Annotated in this window: 1 protein-coding gene; it reads left to right on the top strand. The window is 62.1% G+C overall.

Features of this window, described 5'->3' with window-relative positions; genetic code table 11:
- Positions 1 to 92: 92 nt before the first annotated feature.
- A partial coding sequence (locus tag K6M89_RS30555) for a Ulp1 family isopeptidase (protein WP_376744696.1) occupies positions 93 to 593 on the top strand: 501 nt, incomplete at its 3' end.

The following is a 593-nucleotide window of genomic DNA, read 5'->3' on the forward strand; positions in this document are numbered from 1 at the left end:
GCCTGGGCGATGAGAGCACCGCGCTGAGCGCTTTCCAGCGCATCGTTAATGATCAGGATGGAAGAGATACAGCCGACTTCCTGTTCCTTCCAGTGAGCGATGCCAGTGCTTCGGATCCTGATCACCGGGGCACCCATTGGTCGCTGCTACTCGTTGACCGTCGCAACCGCGAGGAGCCGGCTGCCTATCACTATGACTCCTTCCGGGGCCAGAACGACGAGTTTGCAGCAATGCTCGCACAAAGGTTGGGTACCCGTCTGGAGCCCGTCCGCATGACCCAACAGCGCAACGGCTATGATTGCGGAGTCTTCGTGGTTGACGGCACGCGGGCGCTCGTTAGACGTCTGGCGCGAAGAGACCGGCCAGCCGTGCTGCACCTCGACAACCTCGTCGCCGATCGGGAGCAACTCCAACGACGTCTGAGCACCGCGCCCAACAGTGCTCGAGCGAGGGCTGCGGCGGCTGAACCGGAGTCCTCCACACAGATCGCCGATCCCGCAGAGTTTTGGCATGGAGTGGCTCAACCCGGCCAGCTTCCCGATAGCTGGAATACAGCGCCCTTCCGGCAGGATTTGCCGTCAGCCGCCTATTCA

It is taken from the genome of Rhizobium croatiense (assembly GCF_019793465.1).
GTDB classification, from domain to species: domain Bacteria; phylum Pseudomonadota; class Alphaproteobacteria; order Rhizobiales; family Rhizobiaceae; genus Rhizobium; species Rhizobium croatiense.